Origin of the sequence: Actinoallomurus vinaceus, from assembly GCF_039542055.1 — a bacterium.
GTDB lineage: Bacteria > Actinomycetota > Actinomycetes > Streptosporangiales > Streptosporangiaceae > Actinoallomurus > Actinoallomurus vinaceus.
The window spans coordinates 34,350-60,116 of sequence record NZ_BAABHK010000022.1 but is presented as its reverse complement, the minus strand read 5'-3'; the positions used below and the strand labels follow the sequence as shown (position 1 = coordinate 60,116).

Annotated in this window: 20 protein-coding genes; 16 read left to right on the top strand and 4 right to left on the bottom strand. The window is 70.8% G+C overall.

Features of this window, described 5'->3' with window-relative positions; translation table 11 throughout:
- Positions 1-194: 194 nt before the first annotated feature.
- On the bottom strand, positions 195-674 hold the full coding sequence (locus ABEA24_RS47100; RefSeq protein ID WP_345441680.1) for a MarR family winged helix-turn-helix transcriptional regulator: 480 nt from the start codon (positions 672-674) through the stop codon (positions 195-197).
- Between the two features lie 243 nt (positions 675-917).
- Between ABEA24_RS47100 and ABEA24_RS47095 the strand changes: the two genes are divergently transcribed.
- The 16 genes from ABEA24_RS47095 (at position 918) to ABEA24_RS47020 (ending at position 22,793) form a co-directional block, all read left to right on the top strand.
- A complete protein-coding gene (locus ABEA24_RS47095) occupies positions 918-2,456 on the top strand; it encodes a purine-cytosine permease family protein (RefSeq protein WP_345441677.1) in 1,539 nt (512 codons plus the stop codon).
- Positions 2,431-5,157, top strand: a complete 2,727-nt coding sequence (locus tag ABEA24_RS47090) for a hypothetical protein (RefSeq protein ID WP_345441674.1) — start codon at positions 2,431-2,433, stop codon at positions 5,155-5,157. The genes ABEA24_RS47095 and ABEA24_RS47090 overlap by 26 nt, the downstream gene beginning before the upstream one ends.
- Before the next feature lie 69 nt (positions 5,158-5,226).
- Positions 5,227-7,893 (top strand): hypothetical protein, encoded by a 2,667-nt coding sequence (locus ABEA24_RS47085; protein WP_345441671.1) that lies wholly within the window; start codon positions 5,227-5,229, stop codon positions 7,891-7,893.
- Positions 7,894-7,899: 6 nt separating this feature from the next.
- Positions 7,900-9,402, top strand: coding sequence for a hypothetical protein (locus tag ABEA24_RS47080; protein ID WP_345441668.1), 1,503 nt, complete (start codon positions 7,900-7,902; stop codon positions 9,400-9,402).
- Between the two features lie 212 nt (positions 9,403-9,614).
- Positions 9,615-11,429, top strand: a complete 1,815-nt coding sequence (locus tag ABEA24_RS47075) for a CocE/NonD family hydrolase (RefSeq protein WP_345441666.1) — start codon at positions 9,615-9,617, stop codon at positions 11,427-11,429.
- A 198-nt stretch (positions 11,430-11,627) separates the two neighbouring features.
- Entirely contained in the window at positions 11,628-12,980 is a 1,353-nt protein-coding gene (locus tag ABEA24_RS47070) for an NtaA/DmoA family FMN-dependent monooxygenase (protein ID WP_345441663.1), read from the top strand.
- Positions 12,977-14,170, top strand: coding sequence for an LLM class flavin-dependent oxidoreductase (locus ABEA24_RS47065; RefSeq protein ID WP_345441660.1), 1,194 nt, complete (start codon positions 12,977-12,979; stop codon positions 14,168-14,170). Before ABEA24_RS47070 ends, ABEA24_RS47065 begins: the two co-directional genes overlap by 4 nt.
- Positions 14,167-14,676 (top strand): GNAT family N-acetyltransferase, encoded by a 510-nt coding sequence (locus ABEA24_RS47060; protein ID WP_345441657.1) that lies wholly within the window; start codon positions 14,167-14,169, stop codon positions 14,674-14,676. Before ABEA24_RS47065 ends, ABEA24_RS47060 begins: the two co-directional genes overlap by 4 nt.
- 14 nt (positions 14,677-14,690) lie before the next feature.
- Complete coding sequence (locus ABEA24_RS47055; RefSeq protein ID WP_345441829.1) at positions 14,691-15,812, top strand: LLM class flavin-dependent oxidoreductase; 1,122 nt, start codon at positions 14,691-14,693, stop codon at positions 15,810-15,812.
- A complete protein-coding gene (locus ABEA24_RS47050; protein ID WP_345441654.1) occupies positions 15,809-16,333 on the top strand; it encodes a flavin reductase family protein in 525 nt (174 codons plus the stop codon). The genes ABEA24_RS47055 and ABEA24_RS47050 overlap by 4 nt, the downstream gene beginning before the upstream one ends.
- A gap of 14 nt (positions 16,334-16,347) precedes the next feature.
- Positions 16,348-17,949, top strand: coding sequence for an ABC transporter substrate-binding protein (locus tag ABEA24_RS47045; protein ID WP_345441651.1), 1,602 nt, complete (start codon positions 16,348-16,350; stop codon positions 17,947-17,949).
- Between the two features lie 3 nt (positions 17,950-17,952).
- Positions 17,953-18,912, top strand: coding sequence for an ABC transporter permease (locus tag ABEA24_RS47040; protein ID WP_345441648.1), 960 nt, complete (start codon positions 17,953-17,955; stop codon positions 18,910-18,912).
- Positions 18,909-19,826, top strand: a complete 918-nt coding sequence (locus ABEA24_RS47035) for an ABC transporter permease (RefSeq protein WP_345441645.1) — start codon at positions 18,909-18,911, stop codon at positions 19,824-19,826. The genes ABEA24_RS47040 and ABEA24_RS47035 overlap by 4 nt, the downstream gene beginning before the upstream one ends.
- Positions 19,823-21,484 (top strand): dipeptide ABC transporter ATP-binding protein, encoded by a 1,662-nt coding sequence (locus tag ABEA24_RS47030; protein WP_345441642.1) that lies wholly within the window; start codon positions 19,823-19,825, stop codon positions 21,482-21,484. Before ABEA24_RS47035 ends, ABEA24_RS47030 begins: the two co-directional genes overlap by 4 nt.
- The gene (locus ABEA24_RS47025) at positions 21,481-22,506 is read left to right on the top strand and encodes an LLM class flavin-dependent oxidoreductase (protein WP_345441639.1); all 1,026 of its coding nucleotides are present in this window, start codon (positions 21,481-21,483) and stop codon (positions 22,504-22,506) included. The genes ABEA24_RS47030 and ABEA24_RS47025 overlap by 4 nt, the downstream gene beginning before the upstream one ends.
- Positions 22,507-22,535: 29 nt before the next feature.
- A complete protein-coding gene (locus ABEA24_RS47020) occupies positions 22,536-22,793 on the top strand; it encodes a hypothetical protein (protein ID WP_425551320.1) in 258 nt (85 codons plus the stop codon).
- Between the two features lie 240 nt (positions 22,794-23,033).
- Here the strand turns inward: ABEA24_RS47020 and ABEA24_RS47015 are convergent, their stop codons facing one another.
- The 3 genes from ABEA24_RS47015 to ABEA24_RS47005 all read right to left on the bottom strand — a co-directional run bounded on the left by ABEA24_RS47015 (position 23,034) and on the right by ABEA24_RS47005 (position 25,441).
- Positions 23,034-23,183, bottom strand: a complete 150-nt coding sequence (locus tag ABEA24_RS47015; protein ID WP_345441636.1) for a hypothetical protein — start codon at positions 23,181-23,183, stop codon at positions 23,034-23,036.
- 240 nt (positions 23,184-23,423) lie between these two features.
- Positions 23,424-23,990 (bottom strand): GNAT family N-acetyltransferase, encoded by a 567-nt coding sequence (locus ABEA24_RS47010; RefSeq protein ID WP_345441633.1) that lies wholly within the window; start codon positions 23,988-23,990, stop codon positions 23,424-23,426.
- 11 nt (positions 23,991-24,001) lie between these two features.
- Positions 24,002-25,441, bottom strand: coding sequence for a helix-turn-helix domain-containing protein (locus ABEA24_RS47005; RefSeq protein WP_345441630.1), 1,440 nt, complete (start codon positions 25,439-25,441; stop codon positions 24,002-24,004).
- Between the last annotated feature and the right edge of the window lie 326 nt (positions 25,442-25,767).

Here is a 25,767-nt window from a genome sequence, read left to right as displayed (position 1 = left end):
CGCGCGTCCGCCGTTCACAATGCGATGGGAACGGAACGTAGGCCGCCGTGATCTGAGCATGTCGACGGCGACCAGCGGTTCGTATGACGGAAGCGCGAGCTGGTGTTCGCAGGAACTAATCCGAACACGGACTATCTCGGAAAGCAAGGGGCCGCGGCGGATGTAACGCGGCGGAAACCCAGAGCGAACGTTCGTCAGCGGTCGTCGAGCAGGCTCTCCCAGTGGCCGGCCAGCCTCGTGAGCTCCCGCATGATCCGATCGCGCTCGGCCCCTTGGTAGCCGCGCAGCAGTTCCTCATCCAGCGCGCGGGCCAGCCGGTTCACCTCGGCCAGCCGCCGCCGGCCCTCATCGGTCATGTAGAGCAGCTTGCGCCGACCGTCGTGCAGGGCGGTCTGCCGGACGATCAACCCGGCGTCCTCCATCCGGCGGACGACATCGGTCATCGTGGACCGGTCCAGTGCGACCGACGATGCCAGCGACCCCTGATCCATCCCCGGATGGCTGTCGACGACGGTCAGCACCGCGAACTGCGGACCGGTCAGCACCGGGTCCACGACCCGGGTCCAGAGTGCGACGTACGACTGGTAGATCCGGCGGGCCAGGTATCCGGGGGCGGCCATCAACGCGGGAGGTGTCGTGACCGCCTCCCGCGCCTGCTCGGCATCGGCTGTCATGCCTCTACCTTGCCACGGCCTCCGTGGTGCGCGAGGTCCCGGGCTAATGAGATCGGCTCGAGCTCTTGCTTTCCGAGATAGTCCGTGTTCGGATTACCTCTCACGCGCGGAGCCCGCGCTTCCGGCGGTACGGGAGGCGGGCTGCTGTCGGAATGCCCCAGTGTTCGCCGGAGCCACCTCCGTTCCTGTTGCAGCGGTGGTGGCGCGACGCGTGTTGTGCACGGAAGGACGTGAGGACCGGGAATGAGCACAGAAGAAATCACGGATCGGCCGAATACCGGCTCTGTCATTGAGAAGAATGGCATCAATCCGGTGTCCGACGCCGAACGGCGAGGCACACCCAGAGGACTGTTCGGAATCTGGTTCTCGTGGAACGTTTCGATCCTGGGCGTCAGCTACGGGATCTACGTGTTCTCCCTTGGGCTGAGCGTATGGCAGGCGATCGTCGCCGGCATCGTCGGCTACGCGGCGTCCTCATTCCTGGTCGGCGTGCTCGCCGTCGGCGGGCCGCGCACCGGACTGCCCACGCTCACCCAGACCCGCTTCGCGTTCGGCATACACGGCAACAAATTCCCGAGCTTCTTCGCCTATCTGTCGAACGTGGGCTGGAAGGTCACGATCATCACACTGGCGTCCACCACCGGCGCCGAACTCTTCGCCAGGCTGTGGCCGTCGGTCTTCGCCTCCTCGAACGGCAAGGCGACCGTCACGGCCATCGTGCTGTGGTTCGTGGTCGTCCTCGCCGTCACCATGACCGCGGCGGTGTTCGGCCACGCGCTGATCACCCGGATCGAGAACTGGATCGCCTGGCTGACGGCCGTGATGACGATCGCGTTCATCGTGATCATCATTCCGCACGTGCACTGGAGCAAGCTCGGCAGCACCCCGAACGGCTCGGCGTGGGCGTTCCTCGGCGGCATCGTGATGGCGATGACGATGGTGGGCCTCGGATTCCTCAACTACGGCGGCGACTTCGCCCGCTACCTGCCCCGGCAGACCAGAGCGCGGGGCGTCATCGGCTGGACGGCCGGTGGTATCACGCTGCCGGTCGCCGTGCTGCTGATCCTCGGCGTACTGCTCGCCGGCAGCGACCACGCGCTCGGCGAAGCGGCCGCGGCCGACCCGATCGCGGCGCTCACCGCGCTGCTGCCGTTGTGGTTCTTCATCCCGTTCTCAATCGTGATCGTCATTTCGCTGGTCGCCGCGGCCATCACGGGCCTGTACTCCTCGGGTCTGGCACTTCTCGCATTGGGCGTGCCGCTGTCGCGCGCCGCCACGACCGTGATCAACATGGTGGTCATCTCGGCGGGTGCGTTCTACCTGCTGTTCATCTCCGACTCGTTCCTGGCCACTTTCCAGGCGTTCCTCGCGCTCATCGCCGTCGTGATGGGAACGATGGGCGGAATCCAGCTGCTCGACTTCATCCGCCAGCGCCGACTCGGCTGGAACGTCGGCATGGCACAGGCGGCCGGGTACGGCGGACGGTCAGGCCGGTGGACCGCGCTCGTCTCGCTCGCGGCCGCGACCGTGGTCGGTCTCGGCATGGTCACCTCGAGCGACCCGAACATCGGACGGGTCGTCGGTTTCCTGCTCTCCAAGAGCCAGGAGAAAGGCGTCATCGGCCAGACCAACATGGGTGTACTCATCGCCATGGCGATCGGCATCGTGCTCTACGGTCTCCTCACCTTCGTATTCAAGTTCGACGTTCCTCCGAACTTCGGCAAGGCGTCCCGACTTGAGGAAGGCGACCCGCAAGATGGCAAGCAGCGCCGCGTGGCGTGAGCCCGATCCATGGCACGCCCCCGCGACATACTGGTTCTGGCATCGGCTTCCGACTTCCGCCGAGATCCGGGAACAGGTCGCGCAGATGGCGCGGGCGGGCTTTCGCTCGTTCCAGATCCAGGCCCGCATGTCCTTCCCACGGCAGGAGTACCTGGGCGAACGCTACCTCGCGGCCTGCCGGCTCGCGGCCGACGAAGCCGCCCGGCACCGCATGATCATCGGCATCTACGACGAGTACAACTGGCTCTCCGGCCACGCGGGCGGCCGTACCGTCGAGGGCCATGACGAGCTGCGCGAACGCCATCTCTTCTGGTCGACGGCGCAGATCACGGACGCGGGAACCGACGTCGAGTGCACGGTGGACGACATCCACCCCACCGATGTCGAGTACCTGCTGGACCCCGGGATGCACTGGGTCTTCGAGAACGGCGAAGTGCGCTGGGACGAGTGGGAGCTCGTCGCGGCCCTGGCACACCCGGCCGGTGACGTGACCGACGAGGCGCAGATCCACGATCTCACCGAATCGGCCAGGATCGGTTCGGCCGAGGCCGGTGGCTGCACCGTCGTCGTTCCGCGCGGTGTTCTCCCCACCGGATCGACCGCGGTGACCGTCTTCGTCGCGGCGCGCTGCGCGACGAGCCGGATGATCAACTACCTGCTTCCCGAGGCCGCGGAGCGTTACACGGACGTCGGCTACGCCCCGTACGCCGAGGCGTTCGGCCCGCACTGGGGCAGCACGGTCAAGTACGCGTTCTTCGACCAACCGCACGCGTGCTTCTTCCGCTGGCGTCAGCATCACGGGCACGTCGGTTCGTCGCTGATGTACGCGCCGGAGCTCGTCCACCGATACGAGGCCGAGCACGACGCCCCCTTCCGGCGTTCGCTGCTGGCACTCGTGCGCGGCATCGGCCCGACGACACCCGCACGCCGCTGCGACTTCTTCGAGACCTACTCCACGCTGGGCATCGACAGCTTTTTCGGCACGCTCGCCCGCTGGTGCCGGCGGCACGGCATCGCGTTGTCGGGGCACGAGGTCCTCGGCCATGTCTCCTCATGGGATCCGACGGGGACGATCATCACCGACGACCCTCGGACGAACTTCGGGACCGACTACTTCGGGCTCGACCGGTGGCGGGATCACACCGCCGTCGACGCCCGGAACACGGATCCGCAGCTCAGCGCGAAGTTCGGCGACTCGGTCGCGCGGGCGAACGGCCGCAGTGGATGCCTGGTCGAGCAGTACTTCGGCAGTACGGCGACCGGGTCGCACTTCGCGGCCGGACAGTGGGAGCTCACCCTGCGGGACCTGCGCGCGCAGACGATCCGCCACCATATGCTCGGCGCCCGCCAACTGCTGACCCACGCGTTCTGGCAGACCGACGGGGACGACCGCGAGGAGATGTTCACGAACCCGCGTTTCGACTTCGCGCCGGGTGTGAACTTCGAGCCCTGGTTCCCCTATCACCGCGCGTTCGCCGATGAGTCCGGCCGCCTGTCGGTGTTCCTCGACGACACGGAGCCACAGTGTGAGGTCGCCGTCGTCTACCCGCTACGCAGTAGCTGGGCCGGTGGTCCAGAACACCCATACGGTGCGCACACCGCCTTCTGGACCGAGCATCTCGCACGGAAGGGCTACGGCTATCACCTGGTCGACGAGCGCGACGTGCGGGCCGCCGCGGTCGAAAACGGTTGCCTGGCCATCGGCGGACGCCGGTACCGGTGCGTGGTGCTGCCGGGCGTCGAGGTCGTACGGGACGGATCGACGGTCGACGTGCTCGCCCGGTTCCTCGACGCCGGCGGCACGCTCCTCGCGTCCGGACCGCTCCCCGGTGCCACGCAGGCCGACGGTGTGGACGCGACGCTGGCAGTGCGGATGGCCGGCCTGTGCGACGCGGCGACCATGTCCTACTGGCCGGAACCACCCTCCGCGCGGCAGGTCGAGGCGGTCCTGCGACCGCTGCGTGCCCGGCATGCCGTCGTGGAGGTCGATGACCCGATGGGCTCGGCGGACTCCGGCGAGACCGTGTGGCAGTACGCGGGCCGCGACACGGCGGGCACCCGGCTGGCTCTGTTCAACGACGCCGACCACCGCAGAACGGTGACCATCCGCCCCTCCTCGACTCCGGCCGAGGTGACCCGATGGCGGCCCGAATCGGGCGCGATCGAACCGCTGCGGACGACGACCGGCGCGTCGCTCACGCTCTCCCTCGCGCCCTGGGAGCTGGTGTGCCTGAGTCTCCGCGACGGGACCACGCCCGTCCCCGGCGACCGGGTGCTGGCAGAGGGCTGGACCCTGCGCGCCGCAGGATCGACGATCCCGATCCAGGTGGACCGCGGCTGGGAGCGGCAGGGCCTCGCCGAATTCTCCGGAATCGGCGAGTACCGGCTCAGCTTCGACATCCCCAGCGGGGATCTCGCCTGGCCCGACTGGGAATTGATCCTGCCCGTGATCGACACCAGCGCCGAGATCGAACTCAACGGAACACCGCTCGGACGGTACGGCTGGGGTCCGGTCAGCTGCGCGGTCCCCCCTGGTCTGCTTCGCGACCAGGGCAACGAACTGCGGGTGCACGTCGCTTCGACGGCCGCGAACCACTACTACGCCGGCACGTCGCAGCGCGCCACACCCGCCCCCAGCGGTCTCGGAGCCGCCCCGCTGTTGCGCCCCAGCCTGGAACGCGCGAGCGCCGGTTTCGCGTGATCGTCGCTACAGTGACGGCTCACGCCCTACAGTCGCGTAGCGAAGCGGGCGACGAGTGAAAGGCGTGACGTGGGGGGACTGCAGTCCGGAGGCGGAACCAGTGCTGTCGCCGCGTCGGCCCATGCCGGGTGCGAACGGTTCCGGCTGACCGATCCGTTCATCACCCGCAGAACACGCAAGGCCCTGGCCGCCCGCATCGGCCACCCTGATGCCGGTGCCGGGATTCCGGAGGCCCGGTGGACGCGGGCGATGACCTTCGAGAGCCTCGTGCACTCCGAACTCTTCGTCTCCGAGCTGCTCACCCAGACGGTCGGACAGCTCGGGCTCGCCCGCCCGGAGGGCGTCCGCCGCCGCGACTGCCACGGCACCGTCGCCGCCACGGCCACCGAACTCGCCTCGGCCCACCTCAAGGCGGAGTCCTCCGGCGAGGCGACCATGGTGACCGCGCTCGCCGTCCCGTACCTCGACCTCGAGAACGTCCCCGATTCGACCCACGTCCAGCCTGACTTCGCGATCGTCTGTCCCCGGGAAGAAGGCGGCCGGACCGTCGGCTCCTGGTTGATCATGGGCGACGCCAAGGATTACGAGCGGGTCCGCTCGCGCATCGACGACGGCCGGATGCTCAAGGGGTTTCTGCAGGTCGCGCTGGGCGCGGAGTCCGTCGCCGCCTGGAGCGGACTGCCGAGCGGCATGCGCGTGCACCGCTACGGAGCCCTCGCCGTACCGCGCAACGCCTTCCTGCAGCCCGAGGCCGTCGTGGAGTTGCTGGACGACCACCGGATCGAGGTCCGTACGAGGGCCGATGAACGGCTGAAGGCCAAGGCCGGACTCGGCGACGATTTCCCGGCGGACGAGGATCTCCTCCCGTACGTCGCTCATCTGACCGCGAATTTCGACCCGCGCAGCTGCGTGACCTGCAACCTGTTCTCGTACTGCCGGGCGGAGCTGCGGGACTGCGGCGACCCGCTCGCCGTCCTCACCGAGATCGGGATCGACCGTCTCAGACGTCCTGCCGTGGCGGGGCTCGTGTCCGATCCGGGCGCCGACGGGACCGGGCCGCGCAGCATCGTGAACCAGGTGCGCGCCACCGTCACGGGCCTCCCGTCCTGGACGGGACGTCTGCGCATCGACCCGTGCGGATCGCCGGGCACCATCGACCTCGTCCTCGTGAAGTCGGACACGTCGGCTCTCGGGGTGCACGGCGTGGCCGTGCGGAAGGTGGGAGCGGACGGACGGAGCGCCTGGGTTCGGCGGGTGTTCGCCGACCCGCAGTCGCCGCTCACCCGCCGGGCGGTGATGCGGATCCTGGGCGCGGCCATCCGCGAGATCCGGGAGGCGGGCCTCGGGGCGGTTCACCTGGTCGTTCCGGACCGGCCGACCGCGGACCTGCTGGCCACCGCCGCCGACTCCCTGGCCGGGGTCGAACTCAGCCGGCTGCGCTGGCAGCATGACCTGGACAGCGGCCGCCAGGCCCTGACCTTCGACGGGGAGCCGGCCACGCTGCCGGAGCCGCTGCACGACGACGAGCGGCTTGCGGTCAGCTTCCTGCTGGAGGAGGACAGGGCCCGGGCCATGAGCCTGCGCACGCCCATCGTCGATGTGCGGGACGTGCTCGGCGCCCACGTGACGCCCGGCGGTCCGGCCGTCGACGCAGGCCGCCTGGACTACCTCCTCACCTGGGCCGAGGCCACCGACCCGCTGGACCATCGCAAGGTCTCCGACGCCATCGCGCAGCAACCGGAGACCCCCGGCGCCCGGCTGTCCAACGTCGCCTCCGACGCGATCGACAAGGCGCGCCGCGAGGAGGACACGGCGGCGTACAAGGCGCTCGTCGGCGCGGCCCTGGACTACCGCGTCGAGGTGCTCGAGCGGGCACAGCGGGTCCTCGACGGACTGGGGATCTCCCGGCTGCGTGAGGTGCACCGCGTCCTGGAGGCCGACGCGCAGGAGATCTGGGGCCGCCGGGTCGCGCTGCAGGCCTCCGATCTCGTCCGCTTCTCCCGGATGTACGCGCACTGGCGCAATGCCCATGTCGACCTGCTGGACGCCGATCGCAAGTGCTTCGACCAGCTCATCTGCCTGGTCGACACCTCCGTCGCACGCGACAGGGCGACCGACGCCGGGGTCCGCGAACTGGCCCTCGCGACCGTGATCGACCTCGACCCCATCCGGCTCGAGGTGAGGTCACGGCGCCTGGTCGACGGGTCGCAGGTCGTCGCGCTGCACGTGGGCGACCGCGCTCTCGTCGAGCAGCCGAGCACGGACCTCAAGATTCAGAGAGGCTCCTTCAAGCTCGGGCAGATGCCGATCGGGACGCTCAGGCGTCTCGACGGCGCCGAGGGACTCGCCTGGGACCCCACGGTCGTCCCCGACCTGGCGGTCGGCGACACCCTGGTGCTGGCTGACGCCACCTGGTTCACGCAGTTCAAGTCGGGTCATGAGATCGCCGTGAAGCGGCCGTCCCTGGACGACCGGTCCGCCCCGAAGGCCACCTGCACCCCGGACGCCTACGCCGAGAACCCGGAAGAGCACCAGTGGTGCTGCCGGCCGCACACGGTCGCCGAGGCCGAATGGGCGGACACGCTCGCGGAGCGCCGATCCCGCGGTGAGCTCAACCCGGAGATCTGGCCGCCGCTGGTCGACGAAGAGCGGTTCGACGTCAGCCGGTACGAGGTGGCACCGCTGCTCGTGCCCACGCCCGTCGCCGGCGACCTGACCGTTGACGACCTGGACTGAACGGTAATGACGATCACCTTCTCGGTCCCCGGCGGACCGCCTGAGGACGCGCTCCACCACGAGTCCGCGGCCGAGGGGAACACCGAGGCTGCGCAGCGGGCCATCTCCGCGCTCTTGTCGGCCCTCGAGGGCGCCGCCGACTACGACAGGATCCTGCTGCGCGCCGCCGCCGGCGCCGGAAAGTCCTACGCGCTCGTGCGCATGGTCCGAGAGGCCCTGGGCCATGAGAACTGCACGCGGGTGGGCGTCACCGCCTTCGCGAACAAGCAGGTGTTCCCGCTCGCCGGCGAGCTGGGCAAAGAGCTGGGCGCCTCCCAGGTCTGCCTGTTCGTGGCCAAGGACCGGGTGCCCGACGTGCCGCAGGAGGTGCTCGACCGCGTCTCCGTCGCGACCTCCGCCGGCGGCATCCCCGAAACGTGCGCCGTGATCCTGGGAACCTCGCACAAGATGGGCGCGTGGGGGGAGCCGCAGCGGTTGCTCGACCGCCTCGGTCCTGGTGCCAACGCAACGATGCCGTTCGACGTCCTGTTCGTCGACGAGGCGTGGCAGCTCCCTCTTCACCGCTATGCGACGGTCGAAGGGCTGGCTCCGCTGTCCGTCGGCGTCGGCGACGTCGGCCAGTTGCCGCCGATCGACCCCGGCCAGAACCCCTGGCGCGGCGACCCCGGCTACAACCCGTACCGCGCCTGGCCGACCGCGTACGAGAACGACGAGAAGACCTTCGCCGTCGACCTCCCCGCGGTGTGGCGCCCGACGGCCGCACAGCTTCCCCTCTGGCGGGCCTTCTACGGTGACTGGGACCGGCTGGACTGCGTGGCGGCCCCGGGCGACCGGACCGTCGAGCCGCCGCCCATGACCGGACCCGCCGCCGAGGTCTGGACGTCCGTCGCCACCGGCACCCCGACCCTGCTCGAGGTCGACGGCCTCCCCGACCCCGAGGCGCCGGACATCGACCCGGAACTGCTCGGCGTCGTCGAGGACCTGCTCATGCCCCTCCTCGAGAGCGGGTTCGCGATCACCCGCCGGCGGTACGACGGCGTCGGCAGACCCCTGAACGAGGAGCGGATCACCTCCGACGCGCCGTCCGGGGATCCCCTGATCGTCGTCCTGGCCACGCGCAATCAGGCCGTGGACGACGCGACCGCGATGGTCGAACGCCTCACGGACAAGTACGACCTGCCGGCGGGCGTGCTGCTCGCGTCGACCGTCGACTCCTGGCAGGGCCAGACCAACGCCATCACCGTCGCCGTCCACCCGCTTTCCGGAGCCGACCGGCTCGATGAGTTCAACTCGGCCTTCGGCCGGCTCGCCGTCACCTGCACCCGGGCCACCCACGGACTGCTGATGGTGGCCCGCGCCGGTCTCGACGACCTGCTGGGCGAGACTCCGGCACGGCCGGGAACGCCTCTCGGCGAGCCCGGAAGCCGGTCCCTTCCCCGCCAGACCCACCAACGGATCCTCGGGGCCTTCAGCCGCGCGACGCTGAAGCTCGGCCCCACGTCACCATGAAACCCGAAGGCCGGTTCTGAACGAGCCACGATGACGTCCTTCTGGTTCGGCCACGCCCGCTCATATGCGCGGCCTTTCGCGCCGGCCTGAATTGTCCAGGTCCGGTCATGTTGCCTCCGTCACTTGCCTGAGCGGGCCGAAGGTTCGGAATCTTTACTCTCGCCAGGCAACCCAGGCGGGCCTGGTTTCGGGCCTATTTCAGCGGAGCGTGTATGAACTTTCGCAAGAAGGCATCGGCCGTCGCGGCGGCCGGTGCACTGGCCACCACCACGTTCGCCGCGGGCGGTTCGCCTGCGGCGGCACAGGCCGCGCCGGCGTCCGCGGCATCGGACACCCCGATCACCCATGAGGAGAATCCACGGGTTCCCGAAGGCGCGGCGTGGACGGAGGCGTACTTCCCGTCCTCTGACGGCAGCGGTGTCGTGCTGCACGCCGACGTGCTGCGCCCGGCGAATCTGCCGGCCGACGCGAAGACGCCGGTGATCCTGTCGGTGGGCCCCTACTTCGCGCACGCGGGGCAGACCGGTCCTGAGGGGTGGGACCGGGTCGGACCGTCGGCGCGTTTCCAGGACTTCGTCAACGGCGCCCACCTGATGGCGCGCGGCTACACCTACGTGATGGTCGACCTGCGCGGCTTCGGCGGGAGCACCGGGTGCCTGGACTGGGTCGGACCAGGGGAGCAGGCCGACGTCCGGGCCGCCATCACGTGGGCGGCCGGCCGGCCCTGGTCGACCGGCAAGGTCGGCATGTACGGCAAGTCGTACGACGCCGTCACCGGGCTGGTGGGCAACGACCTCAAGCTGCGCAGCCTGAAGGCGGTCGTCGCGCAAGAACCGGTCTGGAACATGTACAACTACTTGTTCAGCAACAAGGTTCCGCGCCCGAACGTCACCGGCACGCCGCTGGCCTACAACTCGATCGCGACGATGCCGCCGATGGCCGACGACAGCGACCGGTACAAGGCGAACGCGGAGTACGAGAAGACCCATCCGCAGTGCCTGAGCGACAACATCACCAACAACGACAACCCGAACCCGAACTCGGCGTACTGGCGCGCCCGCGACCTGGCCGCCCACGCGGCCGGCACCAGCACGCCGTTGTTCGTGACCCAGGGCTTCATCGAGCCCAACACCAAGCCCGAGGACGTGAAGGAGTACCTGGGCCGCCACCAGGGCCGGGAACGCGGCTGGCTCGGCCAGTGGGAGCACGTGCGGGGCAACGACACCGACGCGAGCGGCCGGCTGTCGCAGGGCCGTGCCGGCTGGTTCGACGAGGTGATGCGGTTCTACGACCAGTACCTCCGCGGTACCGCCCCGTCGGTGACCGACCCGGCGTACGCCATCGAGGACAGCCTCGGCCACTGGCGCGCCCAGCGGACCTGGCCGGTGACCACGACGTCGTACGAGGCGCGGCTGTCCTCCGGCCGCTACGTCGACGACGGCGGCGGCTCGGCGGCCGCTGCTTCGGCGAACCGTGGCCGCTGGGACATGGAGCGAGCGCCGCGGATCGAGTCGCTGTCTCCGGCCGAGAAGAACGCCGCCCGGCGGAGTGACGCCGCCGCCTCGAGTTTCTGGACGTGGTCCACGCCCGCGTCCCGGACGCTCCGGCTCACGGGTACGCCGCGGATCACGCTCAAGGCGGGCACGAGCGGGAACGTCATGGTGCGCCTGTGGGACGTCGCTCCGGACGGCACGGCGACGATGTTCGACGAGAACGTCGCACTGCTGGAAAGGAGCGGACGGATCTCGTTCGACCTGAAGTCGACCGACTGGACCTTCGAGCGAGGGCACCGGCTGGGGGTCCAGATCGGCACCATCGGCTCCACCGGCTGGGTGGACGTTCCCTCGGGTCACACGATCGCGGTCTCCGGCGCCCGGCTCGGGCTGAACGTGCTGGACCCGCGGCTGGACGTGCCGACCCAGGGTGACCGCTCGCCGTACCTGGACCAGTACCTCGCGGCGAACACCACCACGCTCACCGACGTCGGCACCGGCACCTTCCCGCTGAGGGTCTCCGGGGTCCTCTGACCAAGCGGCCGCCCCGGCGCACAACGGCCGCCCGGCACACACGCCTCAGCGGGTGCCGGGCGGCCGGCCGACCATCCGCCGCCGCACCGCGGTGTGAGACAGCATCCTCTGCGCCATTGACTACTGATCGTAGATTTCCTACCTTTTTGATCAGATAAGTCGGAGATCGCGGCGACTCCGGCAGGGATGAGGTTTTCGATGACACGGAGACAGGTGCACCTGGCGGCGCACTTCCCCGGCGTGAACAACACCACCGTCTGGTCCGACCCCCGGTCGGGGAGCCAGATCGACTTCGACTCCTTCGTCCACCTCGCCCGTACCGCCGAGCGCGGGAGGTTCGACTTCTTCTTCCTCGCCGAAGGGCTCCGGTTGCGTGAGCTCAAGGGCCGGATCCACGACCTGGACGTGGTCGGGCGGCCCGAGTCGCTCACCGTCCTCTCCGCGCTCGCGGCCGTCACCTCGCATCTGGGTCTGGCCGCGACCGTCAACTCCACGTTCAACGAGCCGTACGAGGTGGCCCGGCGGCTGGCCACACTCGACCACCTGAGCGGGGGACGGGCGGCATGGAACGTCGTGACCAGCTTCGACGCGTTCACCGGAGAGAACTTCCGGCGCGGCGGCTATCTCGAGGAGGCCGACCGCTACACCCGCGCCGCCGAGTTCCTCCGGACGGCCCGCGAGCTGTGGGACTCCTGGCGGCCCGACGCCGTGTTGGCCGACCCGGTGCGGGGTGAGTTCGTCCGGCCCGACGGGATCGAGACCTTCCACCACGAGGGGCGGCACATCTCGATCTCGGGGCGGTTCAACGTGCCGCGCGGGCCGCAGGGCCAACCGGTGATCATTCAGGCGGGGGATTCGGAGGAGGGGCGGGAGTTCGCCGCGTCCGACGCCGACGTCATCTTCAGCCGGCACAGCCGGTTGGAGGAGGGCCGGGCGTTCTACAAGGACGTCAAGGCCCGGCTGGCCAAGTACGGACGCCGGCCCGAGGAGCTGAAGATCCTGCCCGCGGTGACCTACGTTCTGGGCGACACCGAGGAGGAGGCGGCCGAGCACGCGGCGCAGATCCGGCGGGCGCAGGTGAGCCCGCAGACGGCGATCGCGTTCCTGGAGGGCGTATGGGGCCGGGACCTGTCCGCGGTGGATCCGGACGGGCCGCTGCCCGACATCGAGCCCGACTTCGCCGACGGCGTCTCGAAGGGCCGCGCTCAGTTCCGGGGCGACCGCAGGGCGACGGTCGAGCAGTGGCGTGAGGTGGCGCGGCAGAAACGCCTGACGGTCCGGGAACTGGTCATCGAGGTGACGGGCCGCCAGACGTTCATCGGCACCGCCCGATCGGTCGCCGACCAGATCGACGAGTTCGTCCAGACGGAAGCCGCGGACGGCTTCATCTTCGTGCCGCACCTGACGCCCGGCGGGCTGGACGACCTGGTGGACAAGGTCGTGCCGCTGCTGCAGGAGAAGGGCGTCTTCCGCGCCGACTACACCGGCCCGACGCTCCGCGACCACCTCGGCCTCACCGCCACCCCGCACCGTCAGGAGGCGTCCCTGTGACCCATCTCCATCTCGCCGTCGCGCTCGACGGTGCCGGCTGGCACCCGGCCGCCTGGCGCTCCCCGGACGCGCGGCCGAAGGAACTCTTCAGCGCCGGGTACTGGGCCGACCTGGTCGCCGAGGCCGAGCGGGCCCGGATCGACTTCGTCACCTTCGAGGACTCCCTGGGTCCGCAGTCCTCGGCGTTCGACGGCCCGGACGGCCGCCTCGACCAAGTGCGGGGGCGGCTCGACGCCGTGCTGCTGGCCGCTCGGCTCGCCCCGCTGACCTCCCGCATCGGCCTCATACCGACGACGAGCACCACGCACACCGAGCCGTTCCACGTCGCGATCGGCATCGCCACGCTCGACCACGTGAGCCGTGGCAGGGCGGGCTGGCGCCCGCAGATCTCCGGGCGGGCCGGTGACGCACGGCACTTCGGCCGCCGGGAGTTCCCCGAACTGCGGCCCGGTGCCTGGAACGATCCAGAGTTCGCCGGGCACGTGCGGGAGCTGTTCGCCGAGGCCGCCGACGCGGTCGAGGTCGTCCGGCGGCTGTGGGACAGCTGGGAGGACGACGCCGAGATCCGCGACGTGGCGACCGGCCGGTTCGTCGACCGCGACAGGCTGCACTACATCGACTTCGAGGGCGCGTACTTCAGCGTCCGGGGCCCCTCGATCACGCCCCGGCCGCCCCAGGGGCAGCCGCTGATCACCGCCCTCGCCCACGACGTGGTGCCGTACGAGTTCGCCGCCGGTGGAGCGGACGTCGTCTACGTGACCCCGCACTCGCGTGAGCAGGTCGCCTCCATCGTCGGTCAGGTACGGGCCGCCGAGACGGCCACCGGCCGGACCGGTGAACCCTTGAAGGTCTTCGCCGACCTGGTCGTCTTCCTCGACGACGACGCGGAGGCCCGGGAACGGAAGGAGTACCTCGACGACCTGGACGGCGCTCCGCTCTCCTCCGACGCGCTGATCTTCACCGGGACGCCCGGCGACCTGGCCGACCTGCTGCTGGACTGGCGGACCGCCGGGCTCGACGGCTTCCGTCTGCGTCCCGGCGCCCTCCCGCACGACCTGACGGGCATCACCCAGGGCCTGGTCCCGGAGTTGCGCCGGCGCGGAGCCTTCCGCGACGAGTACGAGGCGGACACCCTTCGCGGTCTGCTCGGCCTGTCCCGCCCGGCCGGCCGGTACGCGAGGGCGTCGTGACGGCTACGGCCCGGCGGCGCACGATCCCGGTCACCGTCCGGGAGGTCGCCTGGGACGACCCGGTCGGGGCCGGTCTGCGGGCCGCGATGGAGGCGGAGATGGAACAGCGGTACGCCGACCGCCTCGCGGCGCTCGTCACCGGTGACGACGACATCGCGGCGACGCTCGGAGTGGACGCCGGCCACGTCGCCTACGCCGGGGTCGGCTTCGCCGCACCGGGCGTCCCCGTCGGCCACGCCGCGCTCCGCTGGGCCGGCCCGGACCTTGAGCTCAAACGGATGTACGTCGTCCCCGCGTACCGCGGCCGGGGCGTCGCCGTGGCGCTGCTCACGGCCGTCGAGGACGCGGCCCGTCGCCTCGGCGTACGCCGGATCATCCTTCAGACCGGTGACCGCCAGCCCGACGCCGTACGCCTCTACGAGCGAGAGGGGTACTCACGCATCCCGATCTTTCCGCCGTACGAGCGGCTGACGTTCTCGATCTGCATGGAAAAGGTGCTTCGGTGAACCGGAAGGCGAGCATGCCCGTACCCCTCTCGATCCTGGACCTCGCGCCGGTCCCGTCCGGCGGCACCGTCGGCGACGCGCTGCGCAACACCATCGACCTGGCCCGGCACGCCGAGGAAGCCGGATACCACCGGTACTGGCTCGCCGAGCACCATCTCGCACCCGGCGTCGCGAGCTCCGCGCCCGCCGTCCTGATCGGCCTGGTCACGGCCGCCACCAGCCGGATCCGGGTGGGGTCGGGAGCGGTCCAGCTCGGCCACCAGACGCCGCTGGCGGTCGTGGAGCAGTTCGGCACCATCGACGCCCTGCACCCCGGCCGGATCGACCTCGGCCTCGGCCGCTCCGGTCAGCGCCGCGCGGAGTTCGCCCGGCTCGGGAGCGCACCACCCCCGCCTCCGCGCGAGGCGGAGGTCGTCGACGGCCTGCTCATCCCGCCGCCCTTCTCCTTCGCCTCCCTGGCCGGTTCCCCGACGGTCGCCCTGCAGGGCGCATTGCTCCAGCAGCCCGGTGCCCGGTCCCCGGACTTCGCCGACCAGGTCGACGACATCATCGCGCTCTTGGCCGGGACCTACCGGTCGGCGGAGGGCCACGAGGCACACGTCGTTCCAGGCGAGAGCGCCGACGTGCAGCTATGGATCCTCGGCAGCAGCGGCGGGCAGAGCGCCCAGGTCGCCGGCGAGCGCGGCCTGCCGTTCGCGGCGAACTACCACGTCAGCCCGGCCACCGTGCTGGAGGCCGTGACCGCCTACCGCGAGGCGTTCAAGCCATCCGACGTCCTCTCCGAGCCGTACGTCCTCGTCTCCGCGGACGTCGTGGTCGCCGCGGACGACGAGGCCGCGCGCCGGCTCGCCTCCCCGTACGGCCTGTGGGTGCGCAGCATCCGCAAGGAGCTGCGGGCCATCCCCTTCCCGACGCCGGAGGAGGCCGACGCGCACGAGTGGAGCGCGGAGGACCGGGCGCTGGTCGCCGACCGGATCGACACCCAGTTCGTCGGCTCGCCGGCGACCGTCGCCGAACGCCTGCGCGTGCTCCAGCGGGTCACCGGCGCGGACGAGCTCCTGGTCACCACGATCACCCACGACCACGCCGACCGGCTCCGGTCATTCCAGCTGCTCGCGGAGGTATGGAACTCATGACCGCGGTGGAACTCGAACTGCGCCGTGTCTACGGCGCCTATCCGACGGGTGTGACGGCGGTCGCGGGGCTGGTCGACGGGCGGCCGGTGGGGATCGCGGCCAGCTCGTTCGTGCCGGTGTCGCTGAATCCGCCGCTGGTGTCGGTGTGCGTGGCGCACACCTCGAGTACGTGGCCGTCACTGCGCGGCCTGCGGCGGATCGGGATCAGCGTGCTGGGCGCGCACCAGGAGGAGGTCGGGCGGCGGCTGGGTGCTCGTGGCGGCGACCGGTTCGCCGGCGTGGCCTGGCGGTCGACCGCGGACGGCTCCGTGCTGATCGAGGGTGCGGCGGCCTGGTTCGACTGCACGATCGAGCAGGAGGTCCGGTCCGGCGACCACGACATCGTGGTCTTCCGCGTCCGTGACCTGGACGCCTCCGCCGACATCGCCCCGCTGGTCTTCCACGCCAGCGCCTTCCGGCGGCTCAGAGAAACATGCCGGACCGACGGCGCGCAGCGCGCCGCCCGGATCCGACGGCGATGAGGAGGACCACTTCCGTGAGACGAAGCACCTGGGTGTACGCCGCCGCACTGGTGGCCGCCGTCGGGACGTCGGCCGCATGCGGCTCCGGCGGCGCGGCCGCGGGCAGCGGCTCCGGCGCGCCCAAGGCAGGCGGCACGCTGACCTTCGCGGTCGGGTCGGACGCCGGCTGCGTGGACCCCCAGCAGGTCGGCAGCAACGACACCATCTACTCGGTACGCCAGCTCGTCGACTCACTGACCGACCAGGACCCCTCCTCGGGGAGGATCGTGCCCTGGCTCGCGCAGAGCTGGCAGGTCAGCCCGGACGCACGCACGTTCACCTTCCACCTGCGGCCGGGCGTCACCTTCAGCGACGGCACGCCGCTGACCGCCAAGGTCGTCAAGGCCAACTTCGACGCCATCCCGAAGCTCGGCCCGCTCGCCCTCCTGGCGGAGGGCTACCTGAGCGGGTACACCGGCACCACCGTCGTCGACGACCTGACGGCGAAGGTGACGTTCGAACAGCCGAACGCGCAGTTCCTCCAGGCCACGGCCACGCACTCGCTCGGGATCGTCGCCGCGTCCAGTGCCGCCAAGTCGCCGCAGCAGCGGTGCGGCCAGGGCGTCATCGGCTCGGGTCCGTTCGCGCTGTCCAAGTACGTCCCGGCCCAGGAGATCGCGCTCACCAGACGCAAGGGGTACGCCTGGGGCTCCTCGCTGTGGAGCAAGCACGGTGAGGCGTACCTGGACCGGCTGGTGTTCAGGGTGCTGCCCGAGTCGGGCGTACGGACCGGCGCGCTGCAGTCCGGGCAGGTTCAGGCGATCGGCAGCGTCGGGCGGGCCGACGAGGCCGCGCTCAAGGCGTCCGGCGTCCACCTCCAGGCCCGCGCCAACCCGGGCATCGTCTTCGGGCTGAGCCCGAACAACGCCCGGTCCCCGCTGACCGATGAGAAGGTCCGCCAGGCGATCTCACTCGCGATCGACCGCCGGCAGATCGCCGACACCGTCTTCCCGGCCGGCACCCAGCCCGCCACGAGCGTCCTGGCCCACACCACCCCCGGCTACCGCGATCTCGGATCGCTCCTCGCCCACGACCGGGCCAGAGCGGCCTCGCTGCTGGACGCGGACGGGTGGACGGCCGGAAGCGACGGCATCCGGCAGAAGAACGGCGCGAGACTGCGCCTGACCGCGACGTGGTTCGCGAACGCGGCCACCAACCAGCCGACGCTCGAACTCGTCCAGCAGCAGCTCAAGGCCGTCGGCGTCCAGCTCGACCTCAAGGAACTGCAGATCGCCCAGCTCGTCCGCGTGCAGCAGAGCGGTGACTTCGACCTGCTGTGGGGGAACATCACCCGCGCCGACCCGGACATCCTGCGCAGTTCCTACTCCACGCGTCTCGCGAACGTCTACAAGCTGCCCAAGACGGGGCTCGACGCGCTCCTGGACGGGCAGGCCGCCGCGGCCGACCAGGCGAAGCGGTGGCCCGTGGTGGCGCAGGCACAGCAGGAGATCGCCCGGCACGCGTACGTCATCCCGGTCGTGGAGCTGCAGACCGAGCTCGGCGTGGCGAAGACGGTCCACGACCTGCGGTTCGACGCGTCCAGCCGCATCCAGCTGCACGACACCTGGATCGGCTGACCGATGCGCCGTTACGTGATCAGGCGTCTCGCGCAGGCGGCCGGCGTGCTGTGGGCCGCCTACACGGTGTCGTTCCTGGTGCTGGACTACCTGCCCGGCGACCCGGTCTCGGCCATGGCCGGCCAGGGGGCCGACCAGGGGACCGCCGACCCAGCGCAGCTCGCCCGGCTGAAGGCGGAGTACGGGTTCGACAAGCCGGCGCTGGTGCAGTACGCCGACTACCTCGGCAAGGCGGTGCGCGGCGACTTCGGCGACTCGGTGGCGACCGGCCGGTCCGTCACCTCGGTCATCGCCGACGCGCTCCCGCAGACGCTGGAGCTGACCGGCACCGCGCTCGTCCTGGCGGTGATCTTCGGCGGAGGGCTCGCCCTGCTGGCGACCTACACCCCGCTGCGCTGGCTGCGGCAGGCACTGCTGTCGCTGCCGCCGCTGGGGGTGTCCGTCCCGACGTTCTGGGTGGGGCTGATGCTGGTGGAGCTGTTCTCCTTCCGGGCCCGGCTGTTCCCGGCCTTCGGCAACGACGGGCTGCGCGGGCTCGTCCTGCCGGCCGTGACCCTGGCGGTCCTCAGCGGCGCGATGATCGCGCAGGTGCTGGCCAAGAGCCTGTCCACCGCACTGGCCGAGCCGTACGTGGAGACGGCGCGGGCGAAGGGCGCCGGACGGGCACGGGTGCACCTCCACCACGCGCTCCGCAACGCGTCCCTGCCCGCCCTGACGGTCCTCGGTGTCCTGGTCGGGCAACTCATGGCCAACTCCGTGGTCGTCGAGACCGTCTTCTCCCGCAACGGCCTCGGACGGGTCACCGCCGGCGCGGTCTCGGCCCAGGACATCCCGGTCGTCCAGGGCGTCATCGTGTTCGGATCGCTGGTGTTCGTGCTGGTCAACCTGGCCGTCGACCTGATCTATCCCCTGCTCGACCCCCGGATCGTCCTGGCCGGGCAGAACCGCTGGAGGCTCACATGAGCCGGACGCTGGACGAGGACATCGTGGCCGAGGCCGCCCTCGCCGGGCCGGTCGGACACGGCGACTGGACCGCCCACCGCCGGTTCGACCTCGCGCGTACGGGACGGTTCCTGCTACGCCGTCCCGGGCTCGTCCTGTCGATCCTCGTGGTCGCCGCGGTGCTCACGGCCTCGTTCGGGCCCGGCCTGTTCACCTCCCGCGATCCGCTCACCGGGACACCCGCGCAGGCGTTCCGGCCGCCGAGCGGGGCGCACTGGTTCGGCACCGACGAACTCGGCCGCGACCTGTACGCCCGGATGGTCCACGGCGCCGCGCTGTCGCTGAAGGCGACGCTGATCGCGGTGGCGGTCGCGTTCGTCGTCGGCGGCCTGCTCGGCCTGCTGGCCGGGTTCGTCGGCCGGTGGGTCGAGGACCTGCTGATGCGGTTCGTCGACGTGCTGCTGTCCATCCCCGCGCTGTTCCTGTCACTGGCCCTCGTCACCGCGCTCGGCTACGGCACGGTCAAGGTGGCGGTCGCCGTCGGGATCGCGAGCGTGGCGACCTTCGCCCGCGTGACGCGGGCGGAGGTGCTGCGGGTGCGCCAGGCGGTGTTCGTCGAGGCGGCCCGCTCCTGCGGCGTGCGCTGGTACGGCGTGCTCACCCGGCACGTGCTCCCCAACGCGACCGGCCCGGTCCTGGTGCTGGCCACGCTGGACTTCGGCGCGGCGATCCTCGCGGTGTCCGCGCTCAGCTTCCTCGGGTACGGCGCGGCGCCACCGGCACCCGAATGGGGGACCCTGATCTCCGAGGGCCGCAACTACCTGGCGAACGCCTGGTGGATGACCACCCTGCCGGGGCTGACCATCGCGGCGACCGTACTGGCCACCAACCGGATCGCCCGCGCGCTGGACGGCGAGTTCGCGAGGGCGTCATGACCGGCACCCCGCTGCTGGAGATCCGGGACCTGACCGTCTCGTACCGGACCCGGACCGGCCGGCTCACCGCCGTGCGCGGCGTCGACCTGGACGTGCACCCGGGCGAGATCGTCGCGCTCGTGGGGGAATCCGGGTCGGGCAAGAGCACGACCGCGCACGCCGTTCCCCGGCTGCTCGCCGACAACGCCGTCATCGAGGCCGGCCACGTCAGGTTCGCCGGCGAGGATCTCACGCACCTGTCCGAACGCGGGCTGCGCGCCGTGCGCGGGGCGCGGATCGGCCTGATCCCGCAGGACCCGACCGTGTCGTTGAACCCGGTCAAACGCGTCGGTGAGCAGGTCGCGGAGGTGCTGCGGCTGCACGGCCGGTCCACCCGCCGCTCGGCGCCGCTGGACGCGGTGGCGGTGCTGGAACGGGCGGGCCTGCCCGACCCGGAAACGCGGGCCCGGCAGTATCCCCACGAGCTGTCCGGCGGCATGCGGCAGCGCGTGCTGATCGCGATCGCCATCGCCGCCTCGCCGGAACTGATCGTCGCGGACGAGCCGACCAGCGCGCTGGACGTCACGGTGCAGCGCCGGATCCTCGACCATCTCGAGCACCTGACCGGCGAGCTCGGCAGCGCGGTCCTCCTCGTCACCCACGACCTGGGCGTGGCCGCGGACCGGGCCCAGCGCATCGTCGTGATGTCGCGGGGACGTGTCGTCGAGGCAGGCCCGGCCCGGCGGATCCTCGACGACCCGCAGGACGAGTACACGCGGCGGCTGCTGCGCAGCGCGCCCAGCCTCACCGTCGCCCGGCCGCGCGTACGGCCCGCCGGCGCGTCGTCGCCGGGGGAGGAGCCCTTGGTCGTCGCCGACGGTCTCGTCAAGGAGTTCCCCCTCCCGCACACGCGGGGCACCGCCCGTACGGTGCGGGCCGTCGACGACGTCGGTCTCACCGTGCACCGCGGCCGGACGCTGGCCCTGGTCGGCGAGTCGGGCTCCGGCAAGTCGACCACCGCCCGGCTGGTGCTGCGCCTCGTCGAGCCGTCCGCCGGGCGGATCGTCTTCGACGGCGAGGACGTCACCACCGCCCATGGAGATGCGCTGCGGCGGCTGCGGCGCCGCGCCCAGCTCGTCTACCAGAACCCGTACGCCTCGCTCGACCCGCGGTTCTCGATCGGCGAGGTGATCAGCGAGCCGCTGCGGGCCTTCCGGATCGGCGACCGGGCCTCCCGTACGGCCCGTGCCCGGGAACTGCTCGACCGCGTGGCCCTCCCGGCCTCGGCGCTGGACCGACGGCCGGCTGAGCTGTCCGGTGGGCAGCGGCAGCGGGTCGCGATCGCCCGCGCGCTCGCGCTCCGGCCCGACCTGGTCGTGTGCGACGAGCCCGTCTCGGCGCTCGACGTCTCCGTCCAGGCCCAGGTGCTGGAACTGTTGGCCGAACTGCAGGCCGACACCGGCGTGGCCTACCTGTTCATCTCGCACGACCTCGCCGTCGTACGGCAGATCGCGCACCGGGTCGCGGTCCTCAAAGACGGGCGCGTCGTCGAGACCGGCACGACCGAGCAGATCTTCGGCGCTCCCGCCCACCCCCACACCCGCGAACTGCTGGCCGCCATCCCCGGCCGGAGAGCCCGCGCCGCCACCGGCCCACGTCGATCAGAGGAGCGGGCATGACCACGATCCGTTCGCTGTCCTTCCTGAGCCCCGGCAACTACCCCGACGACGACCCGTACGCCGGGCTGGAGGCGACGCTCCGGCTGTTCGAGTTCGGGGAGCGCGAGGGCTTCGACGGCGCCTGGATCCGGCAGCGGCACCTGGAACACGGCGTCTCCTCGGCGGCGGTCTTCCTCGCCGCCGCGAGCCAGCGCACCCGGCGCATCGAGCTGGGGACCGCGGTGATCCCGATCGGCTACGAGAACCCCTTCCGGCTGGCCGAGGACCTCGCGACCGTCGACGTGCTCGCCCGCGGCCGGCTGCACCCGGGGTTCAGCACCGGGATGCCGCACGCGGACCTGCTCGGGGACGTCGTGTACGACGGCGACTGGCGTTCCTACGACCTGTCGTACGGCCGGATCGGACGGCTCGTCGACAACCTGCGCGGGGACTACCTCGGCGGCCCGGACACCGTCATCCACTCACCGGGGAACGTCCAGCGGCCGCGCTTGCAGCCGCGGAGCCCGGGACTGCTCGACCGGATCTGGTACGGCGGGGGCAGCCTGCGCTCGATCCGCTGGGCCGCCGGGCACGGGCTGAACCTGCTGACCGGCAACATCATCCAGGGCGAGGGCAGCGACGACTTCGTGACCGCGCAGCTCGCGCTGATCGGAGAGTACCGCCGCCTCCTGCCCCCGGGCCGCCCCGGCCGGGTGGCGCTGGGCCGGGTCATCGTGCCGTGGGACGGCGCGGATGCCGCGACCAGGGAGCGGTACCGCCGCTATGCGGCGAGCCGGCACGCCCGCACCCTCGCACCCCACGGTGAGCGGCGGATCCTCTTCGCCCCCGACCTGGTCGGCCCCTCAGCGGAGATCATCGAGCGCCTGCTCGGAGACCGCGCCGTGGCCGCGGTCTCCGAGCTGCGCCTGGAACTGCCGTACGAGTTCGACGAGCGAGACTACGAGCAGATCCTCCACGACGTCCGTACGCTGATCGCCCCCAAGCTCGGCTGGCGGCCCGCCCTCACGGCAATAGACACCTAAAGGGGGCTAATTGGGTGGCGTAAGACGCCATGCGAATCTCGGCGCGAGCGGACCACGCGATCCGTGCGCTCCTGGCGTCGGCAGCCGACACCGGTCGGCCGCTCACGTGTGAGATCATCGTCTACTCCAGCTTTCTGCGCCATGCCGAGGCCGCCGCGAAGCGCCACGGGCTGGACACCCGCAGCATCCTGGTCGAGGTCGGCCGCCGGAAGATGGTGGGCGGCCAGGAGGACATGATCATGGACATCGCACTGGACCTGGCGGGCCAGGGACCCGGAGCCCCGTAGACGCAGTCGGCGCGTCCGAGCAATGGTCGGCTTTCACAGCCGCCCGTCCCTGAGCCCCTCGGGGATGGTTGGCCGGAGCTTGGGACGGTCCGGGCGTCGACGGCTGTCCGGAAAACGCAGGGCCCCTCACCCCCACGGGCTGGACTTCCTCTACAGCCTCGGCGGAGACCGTCACGTCTGTCATCAGGTGTCACTTCCTGCTCGAAGATCCACCGTTGACCGTACAGACCCGATCATCTCTTAGTTCAGAGAAGACCTACGCGCCGCGACCTGCGCGGAGCCGACCTCGGCCAGCTCACACCAGTCGACCTCCACGCTCTCAAAGGCGCCCACATCTCCGTCGATCAGGCCGACGCCATCCTCGCCGGATTCGGCCTCCACATTCTCCAAACGGACGACCAACATCCATGAAGGCCCCGCCCGGCGCTGTGCAGGTCCCCTAACTAACCGCACGTCACAGGCCCCACATCTCGGCAGCAAGCGGCTCCATCATGCCCTGCCGGGTGGGCTCCGGCCACGTCCGAGCGTCGTCGAACTCAAACACCGCACGGCGAGCATCGGCGACTGCCGCTTCCACGGTGTCACAGCGACTTTGTGGCGCGGCCCGGGCGGCTGCTTCCCTGGCCCGCATCAGGACCGGCGATGCTGTGGCAGGGACAGGGTCAAGACATGCATCAGCGGGGCATCGGGCCAGTCAGGGCGTAGCTTGGCGACAGTCCGCCATCCCCAGCGCTGGTATGCCTGGTACGCCGTGGTGTTGGTCGGGCGGACCAGGAGCGTCGCGCGTTGCTCGGTCCGGTCGCTCAGAAGTTCGTCGTGGAGGGCGTGGGCGATGCCTCGCCCGGTGAACGCTTGGCGGACCATGATCTCGCTCAATGCGAAGGTGCGATGTCCGTCTTCGTCGGTGAAGCCCAATTCGGGCGGCTCGATCAGGCCGCGCCACCAGGCGGTGTCGGCGGGCAGGGGCCACCCCCACGCTTGACCGATTGCCTCGCCGGCGTCGTCGACGGCTACGAGGAGGTCGAAGCCGTCGCGGGCGGTGTATGCGTCGAACCGGCGCATGAACGCCTCGTCGGAGGAGAACCCATCGCCAGTGACCCGTTCGCCGTAGGCGTCGCGGTGGATGTCGGCGACCAGGTCGCGGACGGTCTTGGCGCCGACCGCGTCGTAGCGGCGGAACTTCACCCCATCGAACATGCTCTCTCCCCTTAGGCGACCGATAGCGACCGGGCGGCGGCGTCGAAGCGGGTCACGAACTCCGCTGCAGCGGCCTGTTCGGCAGCTGCGCGTACCGGCCGGAGCTCGATCAGAGTCCGCGTCGAGGTCACCTGCTCGCCCAGTTCCGGTAGGACCATCAGCCCTTGGCGGATCGCCTCGGTGCGGTCGCCGTCATCCAGGAGCGCCCCGGCTAGCCGGGCCTGGTAGTAGGCCCGGTTCCGGCGGGGTAGGCCCCGATCGGCCAGCACCTCGCCGTAGAGGGCAGCCGCGCGGGCGGGTGTGCCGAGCCAGATCCGGCCGTCCGCGTCATACCCGGTGACCTCGGTGTGGTCGACAAAGCCGCACCAGGGCGGGTCGAAGGGATGTGCGCCGCGGTCGAGTTCGCGCCGGGCCTGCCCGATCGCTGACCGGAACGCGATCTCATCGCGTAGCTGGGCGTGCGCGGCGGCCCCCCGCAATGCGATCAGCGCGTGCAGCCGCGGCGACGGCTCATGCCGGGCCGTCTCCGCCGCCTGTGCGGTGAACCGCAGAGCCTCCCGCGCCATGCCCCGCGCGGTACCGACCCGGGCCAGGTAGGTCGATTGCATCGCCAGGTTGAGGTACACGTGTGCGGACAGCTGCCCATCGCCGATGCTGCCGGTCAGCAACTCGGCCTCGCTGTAGAGCCGCCGGGCCAGCTGCTGCTGGCCAGCGTCGTAGGCGAGCCATCCGGTGAAAATCGCCAGTTCGGCTGCCACGGCCAGCAGCTGACGGCCGATGGTCTCGGTGTAGTCGCTTTCATCGAGCATGCGGCGAGCCCGGGAGAACTGCCGGGCTGCTTGCCGCACTATGGCGCCGCCGCCGACATCGTGGTCACGGTTACGCAGCCGCGCCAGCCCGGCCCGCAGATATCGCAGGTGTGCGGCATCGGCCCGGTCCGGGATCCGGATCATCGGGGCGAGCGCTCCGGCGGCAAGACCGGCCGTCATGGTGTTGAAGGACCGGCGATCAAGGTCGGCCAACGCATCTCCCGTAAGGTCGGCATTGTCTGCTTCTTCCACGGTGACACCTGGATCGCCGAAGACAAGCGGCAACAGCGCCTGCCGTGGCATATCGACCGCATCAGCGACGCGCAACAACTCCCTGACGTCGTACAACGTGGCCCGGCGCCCGTTTTCGATCAGGCTCACCGTCGACTGCGACCAGCCCTCGACCAAGTGCGCCAAGTCCATTTGCGACAGTCCGGCCGCGCCCCGCAGGATCGCCAGGAACGCCCCTAGGTCGGCGCGCGCGAGCGCGCGCCGCATCGGCGGCGAGTCCCACATCCACGTCGGGACCAGCGCGCCGGGATCCCGTACCGAGCGCAAGCAAGCTGCGCACAGCGGCTCGGCGTTGTACCGGCTCAAGACCGTGATGCGGCAGCTGGGGCAGACGCGGGCGGTACTGGCCATCCGGGCGACCTTTCCTCGGGCCGTGCAGGAAAAACGGGTGTTACTGCGCCCCGCGCAGGTTTGCGTGGCCGCTCGGGGCCCGCCTCACCGTAGCTCCGCCACCACCCGGCGGCTATGCCAATCCGTCATAACCCGCCGTGCCCGACCCACGACGCATCGTCGTTGCCGGGGCGGCCCGGGCCCGGAAGCGTTACGGACGCCACAACCCCATGGAGTTCACAAGAGGAGGCCACGAGACATGTCCCCCGAAGCCCGGGTGCCAAGCGCTGCTGCCGGCGTTCGCAAGGATGCGTTCGGCCTCGCGGCGCGCAAGAGGAGCCCGGCCG